The organism is Brevibacillus sp. HB1.4B (genome assembly GCF_013284285.1).
GTDB lineage: Bacteria > Bacillota > Bacilli > Brevibacillales > Brevibacillaceae > Brevibacillus > Brevibacillus porteri.
Map to the genome: position 1 here is coordinate 1 of NZ_JABSUT010000001.1, position 25,140 is coordinate 25,140.

The 25,140-nt window shown below is 47.1% G+C and carries 27 protein-coding genes and 2 other annotated features; of the genes, 18 read left to right on the plus strand and 9 right to left on the minus strand.

All coding sequences use genetic code 11. The features are described from left to right. A partial coding sequence (locus HP398_RS00005; RefSeq protein ID WP_173621515.1) for an ABC transporter substrate-binding protein occupies positions 1-306 on the minus strand: 306 nt, incomplete at its 3' end. Positions 307-432: 126 nt separating this feature from the next. Between HP398_RS00005 and rnz the strand changes: the two genes are divergently transcribed. From rnz to HP398_RS00025, 4 genes are all read left to right on the plus strand, one after another. Further along, complete coding sequence (gene rnz, locus HP398_RS00010; RefSeq protein WP_173621516.1) at positions 433-1,389, plus strand: ribonuclease Z; 957 nt, start codon at positions 433-435, stop codon at positions 1,387-1,389. 43 nt (positions 1,390-1,432) lie between these two features. Next, positions 1,433-1,657: a hypothetical protein gene (locus tag HP398_RS00015; RefSeq protein WP_173621517.1), complete on the plus strand. Its 225-nt coding sequence runs from the start codon at positions 1,433-1,435 to the stop codon at positions 1,655-1,657. Positions 1,658-1,684: 27 nt separating this feature from the next. Further along, positions 1,685-2,341, plus strand: coding sequence for a YczE/YyaS/YitT family protein (locus HP398_RS00020; RefSeq protein ID WP_017247911.1), 657 nt, complete (start codon positions 1,685-1,687; stop codon positions 2,339-2,341). A 128-nt stretch (positions 2,342-2,469) separates the two neighbouring features. Further along, the gene (locus tag HP398_RS00025; RefSeq protein ID WP_100169674.1) at positions 2,470-2,559 is read left to right on the plus strand and encodes a YjcZ family sporulation protein; all 90 of its coding nucleotides are present in this window, start codon (positions 2,470-2,472) and stop codon (positions 2,557-2,559) included. A gap of 112 nt (positions 2,560-2,671) precedes the next feature. Here HP398_RS00025 and HP398_RS00030 read toward each other — a convergent pair whose 3' ends face one another. Then, complete coding sequence (locus tag HP398_RS00030; protein WP_017247912.1) at positions 2,672-2,944, minus strand: stage VI sporulation protein F; 273 nt, start codon at positions 2,942-2,944, stop codon at positions 2,672-2,674. 187 nt (positions 2,945-3,131) lie between these two features. Here HP398_RS00030 and HP398_RS00035 point away from each other — a divergent pair, with 187 nt between their 5' ends. Continuing rightward, the gene (locus HP398_RS00035) at positions 3,132-4,046 is read left to right on the plus strand and encodes a S8 family peptidase (protein WP_173621518.1); all 915 of its coding nucleotides are present in this window, start codon (positions 3,132-3,134) and stop codon (positions 4,044-4,046) included. A gap of 74 nt (positions 4,047-4,120) precedes the next feature. Here the strand turns inward: HP398_RS00035 and HP398_RS00040 are convergent, their stop codons facing one another. Next, complete coding sequence (locus HP398_RS00040) at positions 4,121-4,447, minus strand: hypothetical protein (RefSeq protein ID WP_017247914.1); 327 nt, start codon at positions 4,445-4,447, stop codon at positions 4,121-4,123. 69 nt (positions 4,448-4,516) lie between these two features. Here HP398_RS00040 and HP398_RS00045 point away from each other — a divergent pair, with 69 nt between their 5' ends. Together HP398_RS00045 and HP398_RS00050 are read left to right on the plus strand one after the other, a co-directional pair. Next, positions 4,517-4,969: a YaiI/YqxD family protein gene (locus tag HP398_RS00045; RefSeq protein WP_017247915.1), complete on the plus strand. Its 453-nt coding sequence runs from the start codon at positions 4,517-4,519 to the stop codon at positions 4,967-4,969. Continuing rightward, on the plus strand, positions 4,966-5,634 hold the full coding sequence (locus HP398_RS00050; protein WP_173621519.1) for a phosphatase PAP2 family protein: 669 nt from the start codon (positions 4,966-4,968) through the stop codon (positions 5,632-5,634). Before HP398_RS00045 ends, HP398_RS00050 begins: the two co-directional genes overlap by 4 nt. Before the next feature lie 8 nt (positions 5,635-5,642). Here the strand turns inward: HP398_RS00050 and HP398_RS00055 are convergent, their stop codons facing one another. After that, a complete protein-coding gene (locus tag HP398_RS00055) occupies positions 5,643-6,524 on the minus strand; it encodes a LysR family transcriptional regulator (RefSeq protein WP_017247917.1) in 882 nt (293 codons plus the stop codon). Positions 6,525-6,658: 134 nt separating this feature from the next. Here HP398_RS00055 and HP398_RS00060 point away from each other — a divergent pair, with 134 nt between their 5' ends. Continuing rightward, positions 6,659-7,876, plus strand: a complete 1,218-nt coding sequence (locus tag HP398_RS00060) for an MDR family MFS transporter (RefSeq protein WP_173621520.1) — start codon at positions 6,659-6,661, stop codon at positions 7,874-7,876. A gap of 283 nt (positions 7,877-8,159) precedes the next feature. Here HP398_RS00060 and HP398_RS00065 read toward each other — a convergent pair whose 3' ends face one another. Then, the gene (locus HP398_RS00065; protein ID WP_173621521.1) at positions 8,160-9,548 is read right to left on the minus strand and encodes an amino acid permease; all 1,389 of its coding nucleotides are present in this window, start codon (positions 9,546-9,548) and stop codon (positions 8,160-8,162) included. A gap of 553 nt (positions 9,549-10,101) precedes the next feature. Further along, positions 10,102-11,520 carry a sigma-54 interaction domain-containing protein gene (locus HP398_RS00070; RefSeq protein WP_017247920.1) on the minus strand — a complete coding sequence of 473 codons (1,419 nt, stop codon included), beginning with the start codon at positions 11,518-11,520 and terminating at the stop codon, positions 10,102-10,104. Between the two features lie 196 nt (positions 11,521-11,716). On the opposite strand from HP398_RS00070, the gene HP398_RS00075 reads away from it, so the two are divergent. Both HP398_RS00075 and sda read left to right on the plus strand, forming a co-directional pair. Continuing rightward, on the plus strand, positions 11,717-12,928 hold the full coding sequence (locus tag HP398_RS00075; RefSeq protein ID WP_017247921.1) for an ornithine--oxo-acid transaminase: 1,212 nt from the start codon (positions 11,717-11,719) through the stop codon (positions 12,926-12,928). A gap of 276 nt (positions 12,929-13,204) precedes the next feature. Beyond that, complete coding sequence (gene sda, locus HP398_RS00080) at positions 13,205-13,342, plus strand: sporulation histidine kinase inhibitor Sda (RefSeq protein WP_007725857.1); 138 nt, start codon at positions 13,205-13,207, stop codon at positions 13,340-13,342. Between the two features lie 106 nt (positions 13,343-13,448). Here the strand turns inward: sda and HP398_RS00085 are convergent, their stop codons facing one another. Beyond that, a complete protein-coding gene (locus HP398_RS00085; RefSeq protein ID WP_173621522.1) occupies positions 13,449-13,958 on the minus strand; it encodes a molybdopterin-binding protein in 510 nt (169 codons plus the stop codon). Between the two features lie 406 nt (positions 13,959-14,364). On the opposite strand from HP398_RS00085, the gene HP398_RS00090 reads away from it, so the two are divergent. From HP398_RS00090 to HP398_RS00110, 5 genes are all read left to right on the plus strand, one after another. Next, on the plus strand, positions 14,365-15,891 hold the full coding sequence (locus HP398_RS00090; protein WP_017247923.1) for an AbgT family transporter: 1,527 nt from the start codon (positions 14,365-14,367) through the stop codon (positions 15,889-15,891). A gap of 130 nt (positions 15,892-16,021) precedes the next feature. Next, positions 16,022-17,191, plus strand: a complete 1,170-nt coding sequence (locus HP398_RS00095; RefSeq protein ID WP_017247924.1) for a MalY/PatB family protein — start codon at positions 16,022-16,024, stop codon at positions 17,189-17,191. Between the two features lie 78 nt (positions 17,192-17,269). After that, positions 17,270-18,202 carry a glutaminase A gene (glsA, locus tag HP398_RS00100; protein ID WP_017247925.1) on the plus strand — a complete coding sequence of 311 codons (933 nt, stop codon included), beginning with the start codon at positions 17,270-17,272 and terminating at the stop codon, positions 18,200-18,202. Positions 18,203-18,295: 93 nt separating this feature from the next. Continuing rightward, positions 18,296-18,577, plus strand: a complete 282-nt coding sequence (locus HP398_RS00105; RefSeq protein WP_007725848.1) for an Fpa/YlaN family protein — start codon at positions 18,296-18,298, stop codon at positions 18,575-18,577. A 108-nt stretch (positions 18,578-18,685) separates the two neighbouring features. Further along, positions 18,686-18,925, plus strand: a binding site (T-box leader). 49 nt (positions 18,926-18,974) lie between these two features. Continuing rightward, positions 18,975-19,212, plus strand: a binding site (T-box leader). Positions 19,213-19,275: 63 nt separating this feature from the next. Further along, on the plus strand, positions 19,276-20,610 hold the full coding sequence (locus HP398_RS00110) for a sodium-dependent transporter (protein ID WP_017247926.1): 1,335 nt from the start codon (positions 19,276-19,278) through the stop codon (positions 20,608-20,610). Positions 20,611-20,666: 56 nt separating this feature from the next. Here HP398_RS00110 and cax read toward each other — a convergent pair whose 3' ends face one another. Then, on the minus strand, positions 20,667-21,710 hold the full coding sequence (gene cax / locus HP398_RS00115) for a calcium/proton exchanger (protein WP_026043017.1): 1,044 nt from the start codon (positions 21,708-21,710) through the stop codon (positions 20,667-20,669). Between the two features lie 102 nt (positions 21,711-21,812). On the opposite strand from cax, the gene HP398_RS00120 reads away from it, so the two are divergent. After that, a complete protein-coding gene (locus HP398_RS00120) occupies positions 21,813-22,073 on the plus strand; it encodes a hypothetical protein (RefSeq protein ID WP_017247929.1) in 261 nt (86 codons plus the stop codon). A 61-nt stretch (positions 22,074-22,134) separates the two neighbouring features. Here HP398_RS00120 and sleB read toward each other — a convergent pair whose 3' ends face one another. After that, the gene (sleB, locus tag HP398_RS00125; RefSeq protein WP_017247930.1) at positions 22,135-22,902 is read right to left on the minus strand and encodes a spore cortex-lytic enzyme; all 768 of its coding nucleotides are present in this window, start codon (positions 22,900-22,902) and stop codon (positions 22,135-22,137) included. Between the two features lie 150 nt (positions 22,903-23,052). Here sleB and HP398_RS00130 point away from each other — a divergent pair, with 150 nt between their 5' ends. Beyond that, entirely contained in the window at positions 23,053-24,681 is a 1,629-nt protein-coding gene (locus HP398_RS00130) for a thiamine pyrophosphate-binding protein (protein WP_017247931.1), read from the plus strand. A gap of 76 nt (positions 24,682-24,757) precedes the next feature. Further along, positions 24,758-25,099, plus strand: coding sequence for an Asp23/Gls24 family envelope stress response protein (locus tag HP398_RS00135; protein WP_017247932.1), 342 nt, complete (start codon positions 24,758-24,760; stop codon positions 25,097-25,099). Positions 25,100-25,140 lie beyond the last annotated feature (41 nt).

Below are 25,140 nucleotides of genomic sequence, written 5' to 3' on the forward strand. Positions count from 1 at the left end.
GACAACTGGATCAGCAGCTCCTTGCTGAGAGACGTAGATGCTGGTCTCGGAGCCGACGAGCGCGACTTCGATGCCGCCAGATAACAGAGCTGCCATCACTTTATCTCCGCCAGGTATGGTTGAGAGCTCTACTTCCAGACCTTCTTCCTTGAAAAATCCTTTTTCAAGTGCGACATATTGCGGGGCGTAAAACAAAGAACGAGTCACTTCACCAATTCTTATTTTTTCGGGAGTGCTGGAGCAGCCAGTCAAGACGGCCGTCATAGCGAGAAAAGCGGCCAGCCCCAGCGCCAAAAAGCGTTTCATGATTAGGAGTCCCTCCTTGCTAGGCTTTGTATGTTGTAGGCTATGCGCCCAGACAAAAAAGGGTGAATGCCTAGAGATAGAGACAGGCACATGATGAGGGAAGGCCACAAAGGAGATGGACATAGCGTGATCGTTACATTTTTAGGCACCGGATCAGGTGCACCTACTACGCGAAGAAATGTGAGTGGGATCGGCTTGCGATTTTTACAGGCAGGCAAGTGGTGGTTGTTTGACTGCGGAGAGGGGACTCAGCACCAGCTACTGCGAGCACCGATGAAAATTAGTCAGTTGGATAAAATCTTTATCACCCATCTACATGGGGATCATCTGTACGGACTGATCGGATTGCTTGCGAGCCGGTCTTTGCGTAATACCGAACCGACTCCGTTAGAGCTGTACGGACCACCAGGGCTCGACCGATATTTTCGAGCGATCATGGAGGCAAGTCCGGTTCATTTGCAATATCCCTTGGAAATAAAAATCGTCAGTGAGGGCGTAATCTACGAGGACGAAGAAATCGTGGTGAGCTGTCGAATGGCGAAACATCGCGTGCCTTCGTTTGCTTATGCTGTGATGGAAAAGGAAAAGACAGGAGCGTTTCAAGTAGAGCTGGCAAAGCAGGCCGGGGTGCCGTCAGGGCCGTTATTTGGAGCCTTGAAAAGAGGAGAACAGGTCACACTCGAGGATGGTCGTGTTCTGGACGGAAAGGACTTCGTTGGAGAGCCGCAGCCAGGACGCAAAATCGTCTTCAGTGGAGATACGGAGCCGAGCCAAGCGGTTGTGGAACTGGCAAAAGGGGCGGATTTGCTCGTCCACGAAGCGACCTACGCCCATCACGACAAGGAGCTGGCAACCAGAAGCGGGCATTCCACAGCACGTGAGGCAGCTCAAATTGCCAAAGACGCGGGCGTGAAAGAACTGTGTCTGACTCACTTTAGCCCACGTTATGAAGATGAAGACGGGGATTTTTCGATGGAGGATCTGTTGGCAGAAGCGCAGCAAATTTTTTCGGCGACCCAATTGGCTGATGATCTTGGCAGCATTTCTATAAAACGAGAGAGAAACGATGGGAGAAAGCCATAATCCCTGCTATAATGAATGATCGCGATGGAGGAGGTGGGGGAGCATGAAGCGGATTACCTTTGCTACACTAGAAGAACTCATTCAACACTGTCAGTCGGAAGAAGTCAGCCTCGTTGTCGAATATCGAGACGATGTGAACAAGCAACGTCAGGTCATTTTGACGGGAGAGCAGCTTGCAGAGGCACAGACCTACCTGAACTTCTCCAAATCCGAAGCGTATTACCGTAAGGACGGACTTTTTTACGAAGTCATTGCAGGCTGGAAGTAAACCACATCGTCAGGAGATGAAAGAGACGTGTCTGGCAGAGGGTTCAACAGGTCGATCACAGTTCGCTACTTGATGTTCGTACTAGGTTTGTTCGTCGGTGCATTCGGTACGGTACTGGCCATTAAAGCAAACCTCGGCGTAGCACCTTGGGAAACCTTTCATATCGGCCTGCAAAAAACATTTGGATTAACGATTGGCCTGTGGTCTCAGATCGTAGGAGTCGTTGTCATTTTCGCCACTTATTTCGTGGCAAAAATGAAGCCTAATTTTGGAATGTTCTTAAATATGATTTGTTTTGGCGTTTTTCTCGATCTTATCTTATGGTTAGATTTTATTCCTGAGCTGGAATCTATCTGGGCGAGGCTTTTGATGTTTCTCGCAGGTGTTGTTGTTTTGACTGTCGGGATCGGGATGTATTTATCTCCTTCTCTTGGGGCAGGACCGCGCGACAGCTTTATGCTGGCGATGAACGAGCGTCTAGGCTGGAGTATCCAGCGAGTCCGACTCATCATAGAAGTTACCGTACTGCTTGCAGGTGCTGCGTTGGGTGGACCTGTGTCAATCGGCACGATACTGATTGCACTGTTAACGGGACCGATGATTCAACGTACGATTCCGTTTTGGCGTCAAGTCATGAAAAAGCAGTATGGACTGCCAGAGCCAATTGAAAGACAAGCGAGCTAATCTCCTTTCCATTTGCCAGTAACTGTGTAAAAAACCAGGAAAAACAGTCTTGTATAGGCGATGGTCCAATCATCTTTAAGCATTCGCACATACAGTATGACTAGTTGCTGGCAAAGGAGGGAAAGCGAATGAGTCTGTTCAACGGAGGATTTGACGACTTTGCTTTAATACTGGTGTTGTTCGTACTGCTCGTTATCGTTGCTTGCTCTTGCGACTAACGAAAACACTGGTCATTAGCTTCGCCAGGAGGGAGAGCGATTTTTCGCTCTCTCTTTTGTTTTGCAAAAAAAGGCTTCGCCAAAGAGGGGCGAAGCCAAAGGGCGGCATTTCTTATCCGAGGCGATCATGCACCTGTTTTTTCACGCTGGACATTTGCTGATCGGATAATTTGACTCCGACCGCCTTGCTGACTTTTTTAATCAGTTCGCTTAATTTCTTGTCATCCTTCAAGTCTTTCATGGAGAAGTCTCTGGCCAGTGATCGTACATCGCCCATCGTCCATTTTTTCTTACTTTTCTTGTTGATGGATTTCAGTAAGTCACGTGGACTGCCCTTCGCTTTTTGCTTGACCTTTGCCCTTACTTTTCCTTTTGCTTTTGCCATGATGCTTCGCTCCTTTCAAAGGAATACGCCTGCCCTATGCAGTTATATGGAAAAGCAAGGGAGTTCGCTTGGACAGATTCACGCGGCTATTCGCCTATTTTGGTCAACGTTGTGCAATGGCCCAAACCCACAGAGGGAGCCGTGACATAGGATGAGTCAGAACGATGCATGACAGGAGGCTAGTGGGTTGAAAATTGTCAGCTTTCATCGGGATACGCCGTTTACCGAGATTCTGTCAGATTTGAAAACCAAGGTTCTGACCAAAACCGAGAGACTTCCATGGCGATGCTATGATGACCTTTCTTGCTTGTGTGTCAAAGAAAAGATATTTGAGCAGCATGAGGAGCTTTTTCGAAGGTATAAAGCGATGGTGGAAGAGAACATTACCGTAAGCGTCCATGCGGAAGGAGAGGATGAAATCCCGTGGGGAGTGCGATATGTGGGGGCACAGAGATTGTGGCGAAAGGGGCGAGGAGCAGGCGTCAAGGTCGCTGTCATCGATACGGGAATCTCCCGCGATCATTTTGATTTGAAGGGCCAAATAAAGGGTGGCATCCAGCTAGTGCGCGGCAAACAAAATGGACACGGGACGCATGTCGCAGGGATCATCGTAGCCGAGATGAACCAAAGAGGAATTGTCGGAGTTTCTCCAGAGGCCCATTTGTATGACGTCCGTGCTTTTGATCATGAGGGTCAATCATCTTTGTCGACCATTTTGCAGGCTCTGCAATGGTCAATTGCCAATAAGATGGATGTTATCAACATGAGCTTTGGCATGCCCCAATATAGCGAAGCAATGGCGAGAGCAGTTGGTCGGGCCTATCAGCAAGGAATCGTACTGGTAGCTTCTGCAGGCAACGGAGGGGGAGAAGTGGAGTATCCTGCGCGGTACGATGGTGTCTTAGGGGTTAGTGCGATTGATCAAACGGGAAAATTGGCAACGTTCAGTGCGAGAGGCAAGGGCGTAAATATGAAGGCACCCGGGGTTGATATTTTATCTACGTGGCCGGGAAATCAGTTTAAAAAGCTGAATGGCACTTCGATGGCTGCCCCGCATGTAGCAGGGCTGAAGGCGTTAGAAATTGGTCGCAAGCGAAAATAAGCATAGCGTTCCTACGAAAAAACAGCTCCGAGGCTAAAAAAGAAGCCAAGGAGCTGTTGCTTTTTATAAACGAATTATTGATGGGTTTTGGAGTCATGGTCTTGCTGGACACGGAACCATATATTAAGATCATTAATAACACTGGCCAATTCGTGGATCTCGCTGTTCAATTCGCAAGATCTAACGAAATTTTCTTCTTCGGACATTAGTTTGGTTTTCTCGATAATGACCTTCTCTACCCGGTGTATTTTATCCGGAATGGTCGCGCGGATTTCTTCCCATTCCAGCAACATATCCGCTCTTTCTACTTTCGAATAATCTTCCCATTCCAGATGCAGCACGGGAAGTCGTATACCTAGCCGTTCATCATGGATAAATTGATAGCGCAAAGGTGAACTCACTCCTCTCCACTTCCATCATACCAAAAATGAATCGGTACGGGGAGAGAAATACACACGAAAGGAGCAACTATGTCAAAAGGACGTGTTCTTATCGATGCGGATGCTTGTCCGCGCCAGGCACTCTTAACTGCCCAAGCATTGTGCAAGGAGCTCGACTGGATTTGTTTGACCTTTGCCAGTTATAATCATCAAATCGGCAACGCCAATCATGTAACGGTAGATGCCGGCCCACAAGCCGTAGATATGAAGCTGGCGAACGAAACGAGTTCAGGGGATGTCGTGGTGACGCAGGATATTGGTCTGGCAGCGCTTATTCTAGGAAAGAGAGCCCATGCCCTGACACCCCACGGGATGGTTTTTGACCCAGAACGGATTACGTTTCATTTGGAAGAACGAAATGAAAAAGCGAGATATCGGCGAGGGGGAGGTCGTACAAAGGGGCCTGCTGCTCGCACGCGTGAAGACGATCAACGATTTGCTGAGTCCTTGCGTTTTTTGATGGAAAGAGGAGATCAACAATGAATCAGACAACTAGAAAAAATGGATATGTACGCGGAGCACTTACATTTGCGGTACTTGCCACAAGCATGTTTGCCCTCTACGTAGCAGGGAAAGTGGCAGGTATGGATCAAGCTGCCATCGCATTTGCAGAGTCGATTCGCTCGGATGTTGGGACTGCTTTTTTCCGATTGGTAACCAATCTTGGCGGCGGCATGTTCCTTGTACCTGTAGCGGTGATCATGTTCGTTGTCCTATACATAAAGAAATATCGTGTGGAGGCAATGTTTGTTCTCATTTCCCTCGGTGCCAGTGAAGTAGCGAATGAGCTCTTAAAGCGGTTCTTTGAGAGGCCTAGACCGAGTGGCGTCAATCTGATTGAGCTGCCGGAGTCCTTTTCGTTTCCGAGTGGTCATGCGATGATTGGACCAGCCTTTTATTGCATGGTCGCGTTTTGGATTGCCCAGTGGTTTGCGGAGAAAAGATGGTCGTCGCTCGTGCAGCCTGCGGTTTTTATTTTCGTGGCATTGCTCGCGTTCAGCCGTGTGTACTTGGGGGTTCATTATTTGAGCGATGTGCTTACCGGCTTTTTCCTGTCGATGTGCTGGTACTTTCTCCTTCGTCTTGGCTATGAAGAATGGATGGGGAGACGAAGCACGGTCGTCGACCCCATACCGCAGTCCAGGTAATCAGCAAGCTAGGTGGAATACCCTAATTCACTCATTAAACTCAGCCATTTTTCTACGCTGGGTTTATTTTTTTTGTCCTTTGGCAAGACGATGTACGCCGATCGTTTGGGAGGTTTATTGCCTGTTATGATCAGTTCCTTCAAGGTACCTGCCGCAAGCTCTGCTTTGACGGTAGAGCGCGTCAACAAGCTCACGCCGAGACCTTCTTTGATCAGATCGATAGCGAGCTCCGCTTTGTCTACTGTCAGCTTGGGTACGTAATTACGCGGCAATGTCTGTCTAATCCATTCGTTAAAAGGAGGGCCCCAATTCATGTACAGCAGCGGCAGATTGCGCAGCTCGCGCGAATCGACGTGTGTAGATGCGGCAATGGGGCTCTCTGGACAGCAAACCAAGACAATTTCATCATCCCACGTTGGTATAACGTCAAAGTTGGGCAAGGATGGGGGAACGTACACGATTCCGATTTGAATCACGTTGTCCAGCAAATACTGGATGACATCGGACGAGTGCCCTGTCTTGGTGCTGATCGCAATTTGTGGATACCGATAGTGGTATTCTTTCAAGATTGGCTCGAGGGTGGAAGTCCAGATCGCGTTTAAGCTGCCGATCGATAAATAGTCTTCATAAGGCTGGAGTGAAGCGACTTCATTTAGGGCTTCATGGGACAGTTTGAGGATTCTCTCTGCATACGGTAAAAGGGTTAAGCCCGCTTGGGTAATCTCAACACTTCTTTTATCACGAATGAAAAGAGGTTTGCCAACTTTTTCTTCCAGTTGCTTGATTCGCATTGTCACCGTAGACTGGACTAAGTGGAGCATTTCCGCAGCCTTGGTGAAATTTTTTGTTTGGGCCAATGTGTAGAAAGCGCGTAATTGTTCGAAGTCCATACAGTTGGAATCCCTCTTATCTAAATATTTGATTACCATATACAAAAATGTTCGTTTCCCAAATTATACCCTGTTCGCTAAGCTGGGGATATCCTTATTTCATGTGGGCTATCGGGAGAGCGAGGGGTATTGGGATGAAGTGGGAATGGTGGCGAGAAACGCCCTTTTCAGTGAAGCTCTTGTTAAGCACATCTTTTATGATGAATATGGGTTTTTATGCATTAATCCCGTACCTCACTTTGTATTTGACGGGCAGTATCGGCTGGACACTGGCGATGGCAGGGATTGTCCTGAGTGTCAGACAGTTTTCCCAGCAAGGTCTTGCTTTTTTAGGCGGTGTGATCGCGGATGCCTTCGGATACAAAGGGGCGATGTTCCTCGGATTGGGCGTACGTGCCGTTGGTTTTGCGATGTTCGCTTTTTGTACCGAGACCTGGCACTTTTTTGTTGCCGCGATTCTTTCCGGATTGGGTGGGGCGTTGTTTGAGCCTGCTTGCTCTGCTGCCTATGCGATTATTACACCTGAGGCCATTCGAAAAGAAGTATTCTCCCTTCGCAATGTGCTTGGAAATATTGCGGTAGTCGGTTCCCAAATCGTGGGGACAGCACTCTCGGCTATTGATTTTACGTACATTTCGTTGTTTGCAGGAGCCGTTTTCGGAGTGAATACAATCGTGATCTTCTTTTTATTCCCACCAATTCGCGCCACTAATACACGGCATAGCATATGGGAAAGTATGTCCACGGTAGTGAAGGACAAGCTGTTTGTACGATATACCTTTATTTTGATGGGGTATTATTACTTAAATATGCAGGTGTTTTTAACGATTCCGCTGTTTGTTGAAAATGTTACGCATAGCAAGGTGAATGTAGGGATCGTGCTTTCTGCTCTCTCGCTGTTTGTGATCTTATTTCAAATGAAAGTGACACAATTGCTGGAGGGTTATCAGCACAGGCTTACCTTGATTGGCATCGGAACGTTGTTTATGAGTGTGGGACTATTTTTGTTCACGTTTGCCGATTCATTGTGGCTCATTCTTTTGGATGTGTTCCTTTTTGCACTGGGTACCATGATTGCTGTTCCGAATCTGGTGGATGTCGTTCCTCGTTTTGCTCCCAAGGACTTGGTTGGCGCCTATTACGGCTTCAACGGGTATTCGATTGCCATCGGGGGTTCGTTCGGACAAATAGCAGGAGGATGGGTGTACGATGTAGGGCTGCGCTTGCAAACGCCGTGGCTGCCATGGACCATTTGTTTGGTCATCGGGTTTTGGGTGGCCTGGATGCTATATCGCATGGAACAACAAACCGGACAAATCGGGAATGATCTTAAGAAAATAGCTCGATCGTAAATATTTTTGGGCGAAATGAAACATTTTCCATCGTTCATACGTATATAACGATAGAGATGATTGGCGCAAGAAAGTGAGGGAATTTTATGGAAGATATGAAAAAGCTTAAGCGCATGTTGCTGGTAACGAGTTCCCTTGGATTTGCAGTCTTTGCCATGGTAGTCGTTACGGAAATTGTCCGAATCTCATTGTAGTATTGCCAAGCCTATCGCATCGCATATAAAACATGAAAAGCTTGCAGTCCCTTCTTGAAAGAGGGGGCTGCAAGCTTTTCTTTTTGTGATTATGCTTCGATTTTCTTTTTAAAATGGAATTGATACACGCATATCGCAATGATCATAAACGGAACTCCGCAGTACAAGGCGATGCGCTGTTCTGGATCGAATGCCAAGCTTACGAGAACGAGCAAGTTCAAGATCAAGGAAATCAAAGGCAGTATCGGATACAAAGGGGTACGGAACTTCAGATCCTCCAGCTTGCCTCCATTTTTCAGGTAATGGCGACGGAAAGCGAGCTGCGAAGCAGAGATGGAGATCCACCCCACCTGTGCGCCGAGACCAGCGATAGACAACAGCACCATGAAAACCGTATCTTCTGCAAAAATACCGGACAGAAGAGACAAGAGTGCAATGGCAAACGTAATCAACAAAGCGTTCATCGGAATCCCTTTTCCATTTACGGCCCCAAGCTTTTTCGAAGCCATTCCTTCTTTGGACAGGGAGTAAAGCATACGAGTTGCTGCGTACAAACCAGAGTTGGCTACAGATAGAAGTGCTGTCAGGACAACGAAGTTCATAATGTCAGCCGCATAAGGAATCCCAATACTGTCAAAAACGACGACAAACGGACTTTCAATCACACCCGCCTGTTGGTGTGGAATCATCCCTGCCACGATGGCAATCGCCAGAATGAAGAAAACGAGTGTGCGCCAAACCGTCGTACGAATGGCCTTCGGAATCGTCTTCTCTGGGTCCTCACTTTCTCCAGCGGCAATCCCGATCAGCTCGGTACCTTGGAAGGAGAAGTTCACGGTGATCATCGTCATCAGCAAGCCTGTGATTCCAAAGGGGAGAAGCGGGCTTTCTGTAAAGTTGGAGAGCATTGGCGCAGGCTGACTGTTTTTCAGGTCGATGAAACCAAACATCGCCGCTCCACCCAAGATGATGAACAAGATGATAGCGCTTACTTTAATGCTGGAAAACCAGAACTCAGATTCACCGAACGCTCGAGCAGATAAAGCATTTAATAAGAAGAGCACTACACCGAAGATCGCGCACCACATCCAAACAGGTGAGTCAGGGAACCAACGTTGCATCAGCAATCCTGATGACAACAACTCTAAAGCAACGGTCACGGCCCAACCAAGCCAATACAACCAACCTACACCAAACCCAAGTGCTGGGCTAACAAAGCGGGTCATATATGTTTGGAACGAACCGGCCACAGGCATGGCAACTGTCAGCTCACCCAGACATAGCATAGTCAGGTACATGATAAAGCCGCCGACTAAATAGGAGAGAATGGCACCAACTGGTCCTGCCTGACTAATTGTATAACCTGATCCGAGAAATAACCCGGTTCCGATTACGCCGCCAAGAGAAATCATAAAGAGGTGTCTGCTGTTCATCGTGCGTTTCAATTGATTGTGCTGCTCCATGTTGCTTGTGGACATATAACCCTCTCCTTCACGCGAGTATGTTCAATGGATGTATGCGTTTTCAGGCGCGATAGCGATATATGCTCTGCAAGAATGATACCAAAAGAAATAATTTATGAAAATAATATTTTTGAGGTATATACTACCAAAATGTGCAAAATGATTCGGCAGTTGATGCAAAATAATTAAAAAAACGCCAAATATCTTGGCGTTTATTAAAAAAGATAAGGGGAAAATTGGACTGAAAGAAAACATCTAAAGAGATGAACTTGCATGCTTTTAGAAGGTAACGATTAACCAATAAAACTGGTGAGAAGAAAAAGCGCAGGGCTCGTAGACCTTGACAAAGCCAACTCAGTCGGAACTTCAAAAAGGGGTCCACGCTTGTCGAACACTTCTTCTTGAGAAACGTCCGCCCGTAGGGTGGCTTTGGCTCGACGGGCCCCTTTTTGAAGTGTAGACGAACAGTGAATCACCCTTGCGGGCGTGTCAGAGTCGAAGAGAACTGTGCTTTTTCTTCTCTCCACCATGTTGACTCAAACCAGAACGTCGTTTTTATTAGTATGCCTTATCCCTTAATCCCCAGCTTACGCAAACGATACTGCAAGCTTTGACGACTAATTTGCAATTCCTTGGCTGCTCGTGAAATATTTCCGTTATAGCGTTCCACAACATGGTGAATATATGCTGTTTCAAACTCTTGCATGGTTTCCTTCAATGGCTTTCCTTCGTCCACAAAAGGCAACGTGTGAGGGGAGGGTTGCTCGATTGTTACGGAAGCGGCTGGCGTACGACGCAAAAAGTGTAAGGGTAAGTGTTCATAGCGGATGGTTGATTCGTCAATCATCAGATTCATGGCCCCCTCAATCAAGTGTTGAAGCTCACGCACATTGCCAGGCCAATCATGCTGGATAAAAAATTGCAGAACCTCGTCACTGATGCCTCTTACCTCCATTTGGAACAGCTCATTGTATTTCTCAATAAAATGGCTGACCAGCATCGGAATATCTTCCTTGCGTTCCCGAAGCGGGGGGAGAAATAACGTGACGACTCCGAGGCGATAGTACAAGTCTTTTCGCAAATGCGAATGGGCGATTGCCTCAACAGGATCTTCATTAATTGCTGCAATGATTCGTACATCGATCGATCGATCCTTTGTGTCACCAATACGTCTAATCGACTTCTCTTGCAGAGCACGCAACAATTTTGCCTGTAGTGGCATACTAAGCGAGTTGATTTCGTCGAGAAAAAGGGTTCCGCCTTCTGCTTGCTCAAACAATCCAGGTCGCTCCACTGCGCCAGTAAATGCTCCACGAGCCGTTCCAAACAAAAGCCCTTCGATAAGGCTATCCGGAAGCGCAGCGCAGTTTTGTGAAATAAGGGGACCAGAAGCACGCAGACTGGCATTATGAATGCTTTGCACGAACAGCTCTTTCCCGGCACCCGTTTCACCCACGACCAATACGGATGAGGAGGTGCGTGCTGCGCGTTTGGCATTCTCTATGACATCGAGAATAGGACCGCTTCTCCCGATAATGTGCTCGAATGTGTAGCGTGACCCGTTTTTTTGCAGCAAGTTTTCTCTGATCAATCGTTCCATTTTGGTAACATCATTTGCGATTTCCATTGCGCCGATGATCTTGCCATTTTCAATGATGGGGTACGTATGGTTGATGGTTGAAATTTCTTTTTGCTTGTCATTGAAATACGTTTGTCGTGTATTGCGAATGCTATTTCCGGTACGCAAGCATGTGAGCAAGGTACTTTCCTGTCCAGACGGGAACTGAAAAACCTCTGCCAAAGGTTTGTGCAAAACGTTTTGTCTGGTCATCGATTCCAGCTCGGTCATTTTGGAATTGTAGACAATCGTTGTCCCGTCCGAATCGATGACATGTACACCTTCATTCATTCTGTCCAAAATATGTTCATAAATGCGCAAGAGAGTGTCAGCTGAAGAATTTTGCCTAGAAGACGACACCGTGGTCACCAGCCTTTCCTTATGAAGGTATCATAGCATAAAGGGAATGAGTGCAAAAACATTATGCACTGCAAAAGAATATGGATGTGTGGTGCAAAATTTTTTTGCTCGCTTGATCGGATTGGATCGACTTTGTGGGGTTTTCCTGTTTGGCATCGTTCTTGCTAGATAATTTTAGCAAGTGATCTTGAAGGAGGCTAACGACATGAGTAAAACAAACGTGGTTATTGAACAAACAGAAAAATTTGGTGCGCACAACTATCATCCGCTACCGATCGTTATTTCCAAAGCAGAAGGCGTATGGGTACACGATCCGGAAGGCAATAAATATCTGGATATGCTGAGTGCATATTCTGCGCTGAACCAAGGGCATCGTCATCCACGTATCATCCAAGCTCTGAAAGATCAAGCAGATAAAGTAACGCTCACTTCCCGTGCTTTTTACAATGACCAACTGGGTGAATTCTACGAAAAGCTCTCTGCGGTGACAAGAAAAGAAATGATCCTGCCAATGAATACTGGTGCAGAAGCAGTAGAGACAGCACTCAAAGCGGTTCGTCGCTGGGCTTATGACGTGAAAAAAGTACCAGAGAACCAAGCAGAAATCATCGTATGTGAAGGCAACTTCCATGGTCGTACTGTCACAGTAACTTCCTTCTCTTCTGCAGAAGAATACAGACGTGGCTTCGGACCATTCACTCCTGGGTTCAAAATCATTCCTTATGGCGATATCGAAGCGCTTAAGCAAGCGATTACACCCAATACAGCAGCATTCATGCTGGAGCCGATCCAAGGCGAAGCAGGGATCATCATTCCGCAAGAGGGCTTCTTGAAGCAGGCACAAGAGGTATGTAAAGCAAACAATGTACTCTTGGTCAGCGACGAGATCCAAACAGGCTTCGGGCGCACAGGTAAAATGTTTGCCAGCGATTGGGAAAATGTAGTACCAGACATGTACATCATGGGGAAAGCTCTTGGTGGTGGCGTGTTCCCGATTTCCGCAGTAGCAGCAGATAAAGAAATCTTGAGCGTATTTGAACCAGGCTCTCACGGTTCTACCTTTGGCGGAAATCCACTCGGATGCGCAGTTGCCATCGCAGCTATGGATGTACTGGCTGACGAAGGTCTTGTACAGCGCTCCCTGGAAATGGGCGCATACTTCATGGAGAAATTGAAAGAAATCAACAACCCGATCATCAAGGAAATTCGCGGTCGCGGTCTGTTCATTGGTTTGGAGCTGACAACAGCGGCTCGTCCATATTGCGAAAAACTAAAAGAACTGGGACTCCTGTGCAAAGAAACACATGAGACAACCATTCGCTTTGCACCGCCACTCGTCATCAGCAAAGAAGACCTGGATTGGGCAATTGATCGCATCAAGCAAGTTCTGCACGTGACAGAAGCGGCAAACGCATAATAGCAACGAAAAAAGCCATCCTGTACAGGGTGGCTTTTTTTCTTGAGGGGTGATTATGACAGAATAGTCACATCATTCGTTCGACAAATTTCGACTGGCTGTGGATAAATGGAAAAAAACATCCACAAAGGAAATGCTTGGATATTTATAAGTTACACACAACTTGCCCACATGTTACCAACAAGATGTCCACATTGCTTGTGGATATCCGAACGGTTGTTCGATACAAAGGCTTCTGTTACAATGGGCTCATATTAGCGATGGAGGTGAGCAAAGGTGAAATACTTAAGTGACCAAATGTTGATAGAAGTATATCATCGCGCTGTCGACCTTCAACTAGATGCAGCTTTTATCGAATTGCTTCGCGAAGAACTACAGCATCGGAATATCCGTATCACGCAGTTCAGCGCCTAAGAGCAAAATCATCACACATACGTAACATATGGCAAAAGCCATCCTCTTTTTTTCGAAGGAGGATGGCTTTTGTTATCCAAGAGAGGATTATCTTAAGTGGCTTGTCTTACGCTTGCTCCGTAATAAACTCCAAAGCGATAATTCCTTTGATTGGCGCTTCATTTGCCAGCAACACTTCCGGCAAATAAAAGTACACAGGACCATCCTCTTTAATAGGCTTGCCGTCTTTGGAGAATTGGAGGATGGCTCTTCTTGCCTCTGCAAGTGGAAGAACGATCGCTTCCTGATCCTCGCGGTGAAGACGGACATGAGTCACCTCTGGTAGGGGCTCAGCGTTTGTAATGAAGGGATCGAGACGAATTCCGTACTCGCCTTCGAGCACTTTGCGTTCTTCGGCTAAGCTTTTTCGTTCGGAAGGAAGCGTAGCCCCTTCGCGCAATTCCTTATCCCACTGCGTCCCCGTGCCAGCCAAATACTTTGCTTGTGTAACCAGCGAGCTATCATCTTCGCCCGCGTATGTTTTCAGATCGAATTTGCGTTCATCAAAAACCCAAACGGTTGGATCCAATGTAATAGGGAAAGCAATGGCCCCTTTGAACACGATAACATCAGACATACGTCATTCCTCCGTGATCATTCGTAATCAATCTCTATATTACTATAGACTCGCAAATGACAGCAATTATCCAAAAAGCGAAAATTTCATAAAATAGTCTAAAAATTATTGACATGGATTTTATAGATTATATAATCATATTAGCAAGTTATTATGTGAGAGTGAACTTTGCCTGCTATATTTGAACTCTACTTAAAAGTTGGAGTCAGATAAAAGGCATTGTGTACAAGCCTTTCGATTCTTGGAAAGGCTTTCACGAAATAAGGGAAGCTCACTTCGTCTTTCTCCCGCTGAACCATCAACGGCGATGAGCGCTAGAGAAGGAAGACCACATCATTCATCCCGAGGATGGTCGCAAATCCGCAAGAACATTCAGGGAATTCAAACGAATCAGGGGGGCGAAACTATGGCGAAAGGCACGAATGTGCAAGTAGATCTGATGAAGCAAAAAGGTATCCTAAAATGGATTGAAACGGTAGGGAATAAGCTCCCGCATCCATTTGTATTGTTCATTATTTTGTGTGGTGTATTGATGGTAGTCTCTGCAATTCTCGCAGCCATGGACTTTTCGGTTATGCATCCTGCAAAAGGCGAAGAGGTTGCCGTTAAGAGTTTGCTTAGCGTCGAAGGTATTCATTGGATTTTAACAAGTATGCTGAAAAACTTTATTGAATTTCCAGCACTTGGTCTCGTTCTGGCGATGACGCTTGGAATTGGACTGGCAGAAAAAATCGGTCTTTTGACGACAGTTCTACGCAAAATGATGGCAGGTATTCCGGCATCGGTTGTCAGTTATGCAATTGTCTTTGTCGGTATTTTAGGAAATCTTGCTTCTGATGCAGCCATGGTTATTATTCCTCCGCTTGGCGGTCTTGTGTTCTTGGCAATGGGGCGCCACCCGATTGCAGGTTTTGCAGCTGGTATGGCTGGTGTATCCTCCGGTTTTACAGCGAACTTTTTCATTGCCGGTACAGATGCTCTCTTGGCAGGGATCAGTACGGAAGTAGCGAAAACGATTGATCCGAATGCAATGGTTACGCCAGTAGATAACTGGTTCTTCATGTCAGCTTCCGTTGTTATCCTCGCTTTCTTTGGAGGATGGATTACCGATAAAATTATCGAACCACGTCTTGGCACGTATCACGGCGATCGAAACGTACAATTCGAAGCAGTAACTCCGCAAGAAAACAAAGCACTGCGCAAAGCGGGTATCGCAGCGCTGATTTTCGTGGTGATTGTAGCATTGTTGGTCGTTCCAGAAGGTTCACTGTTGCGCGATCCAAAGACAGGTGAATTCTTGACATCACCGTTTTTGAAAGGGATTATTCCCATCATCCTGTTGTTCTTCGTGACCGTATCGTTTGTGTATGGTAGAGCAATGGGATTGATTAAAACATCGAAGGACATTCCGCATTACATGTCCGAAGCAATCAAGGATATGTCTGGCTTTATTGTGTTAGCGTTTACAGCAGCACAGTTTATCGCGTTCTTTAACTGGAGCAACATTGGTATTTTGATGGCTGTCAATGGTGCAGAATTCATGACAAACATGGGCTTGACTGGCTTGCCGATCATTATTGCCTTTACACTCTTCACTGGTATCTGTAGCTTGTTTATCACGAGTGGTTCAGCACTGTGGGCGATCCTTGCACCTGTATTCATGCCAATGCTGATGCTGTTGGATTACAACCCGGCATTTATCCAGGCCGCTTATCGGATTGCGGACTCTGCAACCAATACGATCTCACCTGTGAATCCGTACATCCCGCTCTTCCTGGCGTTCTATCAGAAGTATAATAAGAATGCGGGAATGGGAACGATTTTCTCTACCATGACTCCATTTGCAATCGTTTTCCTGGTCGTTTGGATCTTGCAATTGACATTATGGTACTACCTTGACCTCCCATTTGGTCCTGGCGTATACGCTCGTTAATCTATTGATAGTAAGAAGAGAGTCGCTCACTGGGCGGCTCTTTTTTTCGTACACCTGAAGCTTGGACAATTGGAAAAAGACGGTTTATGCTGTGTGTATGCATGTGAAGGGAATAAGGGAGGAAACGAAAGTGTACGATTTTGATCAGCGCATCGAACGCAGAGGGACAGATAGTGTCAAATGGGAGATTCAGAATCCAAAAGTGAACGGTGAAGGAATGCTTCCGCTCTGGGTGGCGGATATGGATTTTGCTTGCGCTCCTGAAATCACAGAGGCACTGATCAAACGCGCGAGTCACCCGATATACGGATACACGTTGAAGTCAAATGCCCTTTTTCAGAGCTTGAAAGAGTGGATTCACAAGCGATTTGGTGTAGAGGTAGAAGTGAGCTGGATGACAGGTATACCTGGAGTCGTTCCTGGCATACACGTAGCCGTAGAAGCTTTTACAGCCCCGGGAGATGGTGTTTTGATCCAGACGCCTGTGTACCACCCTTTTTATCATGCAGTCGAAAATCGCGGACGTCACGTCGTTACCAGCCCACTCTTGGAGCGTGACGGGCGTTATGAAATGAATTGGGATGACCTCACACAAAAGCTGAGCGACCCGCGGGTGAAGCTCATGCTACTCTGCACACCCCATAATCCGATTGGACGAGTATGGACCAGAGAAGAGCTGGAGCGCTTGGGAAGATTGTGTGTAGAAAATGGCGTGATTGTGGTTGCCGATGAGATTCATTCGGATTTGGTCTATGAGCCAAATGTTCATACGCCTTACTATTCGCTGGCACCGGAATTGGCCAACCAGAGTGTGACCTTCCTATCAGCCGCCAAAACGTTTAATTTGGCTGGTCTGTATACTTCCTATTTGATGACAGAAAATCAGCAATTATTGCGGAACTTTTCCATCACGGCATCCAAAATGGGCTACGAGAATCTGAATCTATTTGGAATGGAAGCAACGATTGCTGCCTACCAACATGGAGAAGCATGGCTGGAAGAACTGTTGATCTACTTACGTAAGAATGCAGCCTATGTGCATGAGTTTTTATCGACTCGTATTCCTGGGGTATCCATGGCACTTCCGGAAGCGACATACTTGGGGTGGATGGATTTTAGACAGCTAGGACATAGTCAGGCGGAGTTGAACAAGCTCATTCGTGAGGATGCAAAGCTCGGTTTGCACGATGGTACAACGTTTGGACAGGATGGTGCAGGGTTCATGCGAATCAATTTTGCTTGCCCGAGATCGATTCTAGTCGAAGCGATGGAACGATTGGAGCACGCCGTGCAGACGTAGGGATAATTTGACATGTCTCATGTAGAAATCTACAATCGAATCTATATACATCGACGTAATAGACTGAGGGGTTTTTCGATGGATTTGAAACAAGCGTCCGAACAATTGGAGCAAGTACGCAACCAGTCACTTGCGTATACAAACAAGGGGAGTGTAGCATCTTACATCCCTGAATTGGCAAAAGTCAATTCACATCAATTGGGAGTGGCTGTATGCTTGCCCGATGGGACGATCCTTTCTACTGGGGATGCAGATGTCCCTTTCTCGATGCAAAGTATCTCCAAGATTTTCTCTCTGATCGTCGCCTTATGCCAGAACGGAAAGGAATACGTGTTTCGGCATGTGGGGAAAGAACCAACTGGAGACCCGTTTAATTCGATTATTAAGCTGGAGACAACCGAATCCCATAAACCACTGAACCCGATGATCAATGCAGGAGCCATTGCGGTTGCGGGCATGATTCGCGGTGCCAACGTGGACGAGCGGCTAGATGCTGTGATGGCTTTGATGCGGAAAATGACGGGGAATCCTCATCTTTCTATTAATCAAGCTGTTTATTGTTCTGAAAAGAAAACGGCTGATCGCAATCGTGCCCTCGCTTGGTTTCTAAAGGACAGCGGCATTCTGGAAACGGATGTAGAAGAGACGCTTGATCTGTATTTTCGCCATTGCTCGATAGAAGTGACAGCGAAGGAAGTAGCGACACTAGGAATGGTGCTTGCAGCAGACGGAATTCTCGTGAATACAGGTGAGAGAGTGATTCCAGAAGAAGTAGCGCGAATCTGCAAGACTTTCATGGTGACTTGTGGGATGTACAATGCCTCTGGTGAGTTTGCGATTGACGTAGGAATCCCCGCGAAAAGTGGGGTTGCCGGCGGTATTATGGCAACAGTGCCACAGCGAATGGGGATTGGCGTGTTCGGTCCAGCCCTGGATGAAAAAGGAAATTCGGTAGCCGGTGTCAAGCTGTTGGAGCTGCTTTCAAAAGAGTGGAAGCTTGGTATCTTTTAGCTTCTTGCAGTTGATCTGTCTTCTCCCCTTTTCAAATGGCCCAGAATCGCGTACTATGTATGATAAGGATGGAGGCAAACGGAGGGATAGGTTTTGACAGAAATTAAGGTTCCCGATCTGGAACAAAAAGCGCTAGCGTTGCTTCAAGCAGACGCCGACAAAATTTACAAGCTGATCGACGTACAGATGGAAAACCTGACCATGCCACAGTGCCCACTGTATGAAGAAGTGCTGGATACCCAAATGTTCGGGCTTTCTCGTGAAGTAGAGTACGCGGTCCGCTTAGGACTGATTAGCGAAGACATTGGTCGAGAAATTATGGGGTCATTGGAACGTAAATTGGCCCATCTTCATGAACTGTTTAATCAAAAGTAAGGCGAGGAGAGCGGCGATTATCCTCGCTTTTCATTTTGTTGAAAGAAAAAACACTTGCCTATTTCGTATATTTATATTAAATTAAACTCTATAATTTTTTATTAATTTTGAAATGCAATGACGGAGACTAGTATGCGGAATCACCGCTTGTCAGGGAGAAGCTGCCTTAGACTGAAAGCAGCTTTGAAGCGCGCCCCGTAGAATTCCCTCCTGAGCAGCCCTCTCAATGGCATTTGCCTAGTAGGAGGAATCGGGTCATTCCCGTTATCAATGATGGAGAGAAGTGCGTAGGGAATCTGTATCCCGTGCACTTAATCAGGGTGGTACCGCGAATAACTCGTCCCTTTTTTGGACGGGTTTTTTTATTTTCGCAAGACGCCCAACAACCGAATCATAGAAACAAGCGAGGAAAGAGACTAGTAAACGGACCTGCTGCATGACAGGGAAGGCTGCCATAGACTGAGAGCAGCCTGATGTAAGCCCCGTTGAATTCACTCTTGAGCTGACCTCTGAACGCAGGCGCCGCCAGTAGGAGAGTCCGGGTCATACCCGTTATCAATGACGAAGCGAGGCATCGCCAATAGGGGATGTCTAAGTAGGGTGGTACCGCGAGAAATAAGTAACTCGTCCCTTTTTGGGGCGGGTTTTTTTGTATCCATTTTTGAGCATAAAAAGAATATCTTTGGAGGGTGAAAACTATGAAACAAGCCGAACAATGGACGAGCAGGCTCGGCTTCATCTTGGCAGCGGCAGGCTCGGCGATTGGACTGGGGGCCATTTGGAAATTTCCTTATATGGTTGGAACGAGCGGTGGTGGAGCGTTCTTTCTGCTATTCATCATCTTTACGCTAGTAATTGGTCTTCCGTTGTTGCTAGGAGAATTCACAATCGGACGCAGTACACAAAAAGAGGCGATCAGTGCGTATAAAACCATTGCGCCTGGCTCACTCTGGCATTGGATCGGTCGCCTTGGTGTGATCACTTGCTTCTTGCTCTTGTCCTTTTACAGTGTGGTGGGAGGTTGGATTCTTAGTTATCTTCTTCGCGGGTTTACTGGTCAATTGCAAGGGCCAGCTTATGACAAAGTGTTTGGTGACGTCATCGGTGATCCTGTTAGTGCAGTAGTCGCCCAGCTGGTTTTCATGCTCATTACTGCGTGGGTAGTAGCGAGAGGCGTACAGAGTGGAATTGAGTCCGCTAACAAGTACATGATGCCTGGTTTGTTCCTTTTATTTATGGTATTGATGGTTCGTTCCTTGACGTTGGATGGGGCGATGGATGGGGTTTCCTTCTTTCTGCGTCCTGATTTTTCCAAGCTGAGTGCTGAATCGATCCTGTACGCATTGGGTCAATCCTTTTTCGCGCTGAGCGTCGGGGTGTCCGTCATGGTTACGTACAGCTCGTATCTTGCCAAAAACGAAAGTCTGGTTCGTTCTGCTGGATCGATTGTCAGTTTGAATCTGCTCGTATCGCTGTTTGCCGGTTTGGCGATTTTCCCAGCAGTCTTCTCCCTTGGAGTAGAACCAACAGCGGGGCCGGGATTACTGTTTATCGTACTGCCTTCCGTGTTTGAACAAATTGCCTTCGGTAGCATTTTTCTGTTAATCTTTTTGGCGCTTTTCCTTTTCGCTACATTGACTTCGGCTTTTTCCATGCTAGAAATTATCGTTGCTTCTCTTGCAAAAGGAGACGAAAAGAAACGCAAACGTCTCGCCTGGGTGATTGGTCTGTTGATTTTTATCGTCGGTGTACCATCGGCTTTGTCATTCGGCGTATGGAGCGAGGTTACGCTGTTCGGCAAGTCTATCTTCGATGCGATGGACTTTTTGGTCAGCAATATCTTGATGCCGCTTGGAGCGCTGCTCATTTCGATCTTCGTTCCTTTGAAAATGAAGCGCGAGACCTTGATAAACGAGCTGGGGGCGCATACTTCTCTGGGCAAACGCTTGTTTATCATTTGGCTTCTCCTGATTAAATATGTAGCACCTATCGCGATTCTGGCAGTTTTCCTGCAAATGCTGGGTATCTGGTAAAACAACGAAAGGCTTCGCCACAGAGGATGGCGGAGCCTTTGTTTTATTCCTGCGCCCTACGCGAAGAAAAAGACCGTACCCAAAATAATATACACCGTCAACAGAAGTACACCTTCAAACCAGTTCGTAGCGCCATCCCGTGTGATGGAAATCGTAATAAAGGTAGCAACTCCGATCGCAGCCAATTCAAAGGTAGTGAACACAATGTCCATAGGATTTCCTAGCAAAAGACTGATGATGACGAGAGTAGGGGCTACGAACAAGGCAATCTGCAGGCTGGAGCCGATCGCGATCTCGACTGCTGCACCGATGCGACCTTTTAGTGCCAAAAGCAAGGCAGCGCTGTGCTCTGCGGCATTCCCGATGATCGCAATGACAAAAGCACCGACGAATAACTCCGACCACCCTAACGATTCGGAGACATGCTGTACACCCTCTACCAGCCATTCCGAGACAACGGCCACGAAAAAAGTGGAGACAGCAAGCATTAAGAGAGAGACACCCTTTGACCATACCGCATCACTTTCTTGCGGCTCGATATCCGATAAAAAATCGCTGTGGGTAATCATCGAGAAGATAAGCCACAAAATGTAGGCAATGATGAGCAGGCTGGCGATGACGATGCTGATGATCTCCACCTTGATCATAGGCAGATCGAACATGAAGACTGCCGGTATGAACAAAGCGACGATCGCGAGTGTCATCAGGGAAGCATTGTGACTTGCCAGTCTGCTATTAAAGGTTTGTTCTTTGTATTTTAGACCGCCCAGAAACGTGCTCAAGCCAAGAACCAACAGCATATTTCCGATGATTGCACCCGTGATAGAGGCCTTGACCATATCGAATAAGCCTTCTTTCACCAGGAAAAAAGCAATAATGAGTTCTGCGGCATTTCCGAAGGTAGCGTTAAGAAAGCCGCCGATTCGGTCCCCAGCATAATGGGCGACGCTCTCTGTCGATTTTCCGAGCCAAGCCGCCAAAAAAATGATGGCAAGTGAAGACGTGACGAATTGGAGCATTTCATTTCCAGAAAAATAGTGGGCGTAAAGAGCTAACAGCATGCTTCCGCCTACTAATGAGAAAAAGAGTCTCAAGTTCATATCATCACCTCAGTAGTTTTTACTCATCCCTAAAACCTCATAGGTATAGAGTTCCTGTTCTGGACAAAACTAACCATGAACAAGAAAAGTGAGGTGTTTTTTTTGACCCAGCCTTTGTTGTGCCCGACATGTAAATCGAATCGGATGAGGTTCACTGTCATCGAGCAGACCCCTCGCTATATTAGACTGGACCCACAGTCAGGCGAAGTCGTAGCGGAACTCCATCAAGAACAGCTCGATATGTTTCACCAGCCGTACAAAGGTGAGAACTACATGATACAATGTGGAGTTTGCGGGACCACAGAACCGGAAGAGCGTTTCGTCAAAATGGCCCAGCACATGCAATCACAACGTTCGAAATGAAACGCGAAAAAGGAAAACAGGCACGCAGCTTACGACTGTTGTGCCTGTTTTTTATGGAATGCTAGCGGCAAAAAATGTGTCTGCCGATCTTTTTGATTTGAGGGCGGCTCCAAATCCAACCGGATGTAGCTGTATCCGGGTTGAAATAATAAATGGCACCGTCTGTTGGGTCCCAACCTTTAAGCGCATCATTCACTGCTTTTTTTGCCTGCTCGTTCGGTGCCAGCCAAATCTGACCATCCGCAACAGCTGTAAAGGCACGAGGTTCGAAGATAACGCCCGCTGGTGTATTGGGAAAGGATGCGTTCTTCGTCCGGTTCAGAATAACAGCAGCAACTGCTACTTGGCCAATATAAGGCTCTCCACGCGATTCTCCGTACACGGCATTCGCCATCAAGCGCAGGTCGTTCTCTGATACTCCCGCTGCGTGATACGTAGGTTTAGAAGGCGTAGTAGGCTTCGACGGTGCTGGAGTTGCGGTTTGTGGAACCCCGAGATCAGAAGCAGTAGGCTTATAATTTTTCGTTGCGTTGTACAGCTTTACTTTCGTTTGCGAGCCGAGGACACCATCTACGGTCATACCAAACTCATACTGAAAGTTACGCAACGCCCAATATGAACGCCACCCGAATACGCCGTCTACTTTTCCCGTATAAAATCCAAGGTGCTTCAAACGATACTGCATTTCACGCACGTCTGAGCCTTCTGCCCCTACTTTGACGATCTGCTTACTGAATGCATCTGAGCGCAACGGAGATACCATAACCGCAGTCGTAACCAGAAGTGCGAATACTACTACAGCTAGCAGCCATTTGACAGGCTGTTTCATTTCTTACCCTCCTTCGGGTATGGATTTGAATATCAGTTGATTATTGTTAGGTTCTCCAACTTCCGTCATTTTGGCCTTAGTAAAATATTGGAGAATGCGTAGACTACGAGTAATGTATTTCCACTTTAGTTCTGGAAGGGGAAGATTTTGATGCAGGTCGCGCAATTTTTGACGGAACAATTGATCAGATGGGGAGTAAAACGAATATACGGGGTGGCAGGTGACGGTATCTTTGCCTGGCTGGATCAGATCGCGAAGCAATCCGACATTCAATATATTGCCTGCAAGCATGAATCTGCTGCGGCTATGATGGCAAGTGCGGAAGCAAAACTGACGGGAATTCCGGCTGTTTGTACCGCGACAATGGGGCCGGGTTTCGTGAATTTGATGAATGGACTTGCAGATGCGCATACAGATCACGCACCTGTCATTGCAATTACAGGTCAAGTGGAGACATACAAGCTGGGTGGCGCGTACAAGCAGTTTATCTCACAAGAAGACATGATACGGCCCATCAGTTTTTATTCGACGACGATTACGCATCCAGATGCCATCCAAAGTGTTTTGCACAAAGCATTTGTCACAGCGATGCAGCAAAAAGGAGTGACACATCTCTCCATTTGCAAGGACGTCTTTACGCAATCGACTTCAGATGCAGTCCTTCCAGCACTTCCACGCATTCCACATGCCATTTATCCTGATCGAATGGAGATCGAGCTCGCTTGCGAGCAGGTTGCGAAAGCGCAAAAGCCTCTCATACTGCTTGGTATCGGTGCCCGCAAGTTGGCGGATTCGTGTGTGAAGCTAGCGGAACAGCTAGGGGCAGGCGTGTTGCTGTCGCTCGGAGCAAAAGGGGCGGTAGATGAATCTCATCCACTGGTGATCGGCGGATGGGGAGAAGGGGGCAGCGAAACAACGTTACATGCATTAGCGGAAGCAGATTTGTTGCTGATTTTGGGAGCGAGCTGGTTCCCTCGCGCTTTTTTGCCAAAGAAACTGTCCGTCATTCAAGTAGATCATCAGCCTGGATCGATACATGCACATCCCTACCTCCAGTCTGTCACGGCTGAATTGGACGATGTTCTGCCGATCTGGATGAGACGATTGCAATCGCGCAGACAGGACGATGCGTGGCAGGAACAGATCAAGCGGTGGCATGGAGAGTTTGGCAGGGAGACAGAGCAAGCAGTCATTCAACAAGCGAGTGAGCAAGTAAAACCACAAACCTTGATGCATACGCTTGGGGGAGTGGTCAATGAAGATGCGATTATCGTCCTAGATACGGGTGAGCACACGATCTGGTTTAATCGTGCGTTCCGTGGGAAAAAACAGACCCCACTCTTTTCAGGGAAGTGGCGGACGATGGGATTTGGGTTGCCTGCGGCTGTGGCTGCAAAGCTCACCTATCCTGAGAAACAGGTCGTCTGCGTCGCTGGGGACGGGGGATTGCAAATGAATCTGGCAGAACTTATGACAGCGGCCGAGCTCCAACTTCCGATTGTGATTCTCGTGGTGAACAATGGGACATTAGGATTGGAGGAGGTCAAAATGAGTCAGGCGGGCTTGATCCCTTTTGGAGTGAAATTGCGTAATCCAGATTTTCAACAATTGGCGAATGCTTGCGGAATCAGTGGCAAGGTCGTCAAAGAGGTACATACCTTGGAGTCGGTATTGCGGGAGGCGCTTGCTGCAGATCAGTTGACACTCGTTGACATTCATTGCACATCTCCGACACTAACGGAGAGAAAAAAACAAATTTCCTTCCAAGCCCAAGCATGATTTGTTTATAATGAAAGAAAAGGCAAATGAAAACCAGTGGGAGAAGTACGAAACGGGCGAAGAGGAGGGCGTCCTGATGGCTGATGGACTTGGCGAAATCAGAGTAGCAGATCAGGTGATCGCGATCATTGCTGGGGTTGCTGTAGAAGAAGTATTGGAAGTCACAGTTCGTTCAGGCGGAATCTATCAAGATTTGGCGAAAAAGCTGAATGGCGGCGCGAAAGGCATTACCGTTTCCGTAATAGAAGACAGAGTCACCATTGACATGCGTGTATCCATCCGTTATGGGGCGCAGATCCATCACGTCTGTCACGTCCTACAGGAAAAAGTAAAAGAAGCGGTGGAAACATTGACAGGTCTTTATGTGGAAGCCGTGAATGTACGGGTGGAAACAATCGAACTCCTTCGAAATGAGTAAGAAAAAAGGGATACTGGACGCATCCGGTATCCCTTATATTT